The 2,124-nt window shown below is 26.0% G+C and carries 2 protein-coding genes; both read left to right on the forward strand.

The annotated features are described in order from the left end of the window. Positions 1-41 precede the first annotated feature (41 nt). Positions 42-1,043 carry an arginine deiminase-related protein gene (locus AB4W61_RS02580; RefSeq protein ID WP_367679184.1) on the forward strand — a complete coding sequence of 334 codons (1,002 nt, stop codon included), beginning with the start codon at positions 42-44 and terminating at the stop codon, positions 1,041-1,043. Positions 1,044-1,273: 230 nt separating this feature from the next. Then, on the forward strand, positions 1,274-2,122 hold the full coding sequence (gene repA / locus AB4W61_RS02585; RefSeq protein ID WP_367679183.1) for a plasmid replication initiator RepA: 849 nt from the start codon (positions 1,274-1,276) through the stop codon (positions 2,120-2,122). Positions 2,123-2,124: the final 2 nt, after the last annotated feature.

The raw sequence follows: 2,124 nt of genomic DNA on the forward strand, positions 1-2,124 counted from the left end.
GATAATCCAATAAATAACTCATATGAGGTAAATTTTTTAAAATGAAACCTATTTTAAATAAAATTTTATTACTTTTTATAATATTAATGTGTGCATATAGCTTATTAAATAGACATCATTCTGTATTATCTGATACTGTTGTTATGGTAACACCTGACAGTTTTAATTTTAATAATGAAACAGCGAAAACTAATTTTTTCCAAAAAATAGGAAATATATCTGACTCGCAAAGGAAGATGGTAATAAATGAATTTTATAAAATGGTTGAAACATTAAAAAAAAATGGTATTAATGTTATTTTATTGAAAAGTAAAAAAAATGGTAATAACCCCGATTCAATTTTTCCCAATAATTGGTTTTCTGTTAATTTTAATAATGATAATAGAAGAATTTTAATAATTTACCCCATGTTAACAAAAAATCGAAGCAAAGAACAGCAACCTGTTAATTTGATTAAAGAATTAGAGAAAAATGGTATTCATTTCAATAAAATAATAAATTTATCAAGATTTGAATGGGAAAATCATACGTTAGAAGGAACGGGTAGTATTGTTTTGGATAGAAAAAATAAAATTTTATATAGTTCAATTTCTTCACGAACTGATAAAAAGTTAGTTGATTTGTTTTGTAAAAATTTAGGATATAGATCTGTTGTTTTTCATAGTTATGATCTAGGAAACAACCCAATTTATCATACCAATGTTATGTTAAGTATTGGGTCAAATTTTGCTATTGTCAGCCTAAAGAGTATTCATGATATAGAAGAAAGAAAAAATGTGATAAAATCAATTATCGCCTCTAATAAACAAATTATTGAGATTAGCCCTATTCAAGTCAATGAGATGGATGGTAATATTTTAGAATTACAATCCCAGAATACCAGAGATCACAAGATTATTCTCTCCTTTAGAGCCTTTGATGCATTAACAGGGTTTCAAAAAGACCAACTTTCTCGTTGGGGTAAGTTAATCCCTATAGATATTGATATTATAGAAAAAGTAGGGGGTGGTGGAGTAAGATGCATGATGGCAGAAGTTTTTTAAATTTAACTCATGGAGGGGTGTTAAACCCTCCTATTGCAAGTGGAATTGTTTTTTTTCTGCAAGTGGAATTGTTTTTTTTCTGCAAAATTTATATTTACTATTTAAAGAAAAAAAAATACTATTATTAAAACAATTACTAATTATTATTTATTAATATTTAGTTTATGTGTATTTATTTTTTTATTTATTTAAAAATAAATTTATTAAATTTAAAATAAGGATTTAATATAATGCAATTATCTTTGAATTTTGAAAAAAGAAAAAATGTTAACAATTTAAACCCCCAGTTCAGAAAACCCCCACATCATTTTCATAAAATCCCTTACATACTAGAAGAAACATTACAAAAAAATAAAAACAGGGATTTTACATCAGACCCTCTATTTTATTCTCATGGAGGAAATAACCCCCGATCCCGTAAAATACACAAATCTCGAAGAAAAGCCCTTAATGCAATGATCAACGCTATTGTTTATCATGTCAATATTATTTCCTACTACGTCCCAGCAAGCGCTACTACGTTGACCGATTACTGTGGGTTGTCAACTATAGCAAAATCCGGAATTAAATCAATAACAAGAGGGACAAGAGCTCTCAGACACCTAAGAGATTGGGATTTGATTGAATACCAAAGAAGGTGGGATCAAAAAACAAAAAGATTTTTTCCTTCAAAAATAAAAATAACTAGCAAAATGTTAAAATTGATAGGTGTATGTTCCAAAAAATGGAATAAAGAAGTAACAAACAAAATAAACAATTTCAATTATAGAAATATTAATAACAGAGGTAAATTAATAAGCAAAAAAGAATATATAGATTTTATAAAAAACAAATTTTTAATAAATAAAATAATTGCATATAAATTTAGAAAAGAGGAAAAAGAGGATTTAAAAGCTGCTTTAAAGGTAAAAAAAATATTAATTGAAGAAGGAGAAAACGAACTTAGACATATTCTTTCTAAAAAAATTGGAAAGCAATTTTTAAGAGGATCTATTTCCAATTTGAAAATAGAAGATTTACAAAATATTGTCGATAAAAGAATTGATATCCTGAAGAGGATAGTTGAATATCTATATTGATT

This window comes from Buchnera aphidicola (Thelaxes suberi), from assembly GCF_964059005.1.
GTDB lineage: Bacteria > Pseudomonadota > Gammaproteobacteria > Enterobacterales > Enterobacteriaceae > Buchnera_I > Buchnera_I aphidicola_C.

Coding starts and splice junctions, on each gene's coding strand:
- AB4W61_RS02580 (WP_367679184.1), top strand. CDS start 42: ATGAAACCTATTTTAAATAAAATTTTATTACTTTTTATAATATTAATG.
- repA (WP_367679183.1), top strand. CDS start 1,274: ATGCAATTATCTTTGAATTTTGAAAAAAGAAAAAATGTTAACAATTTA.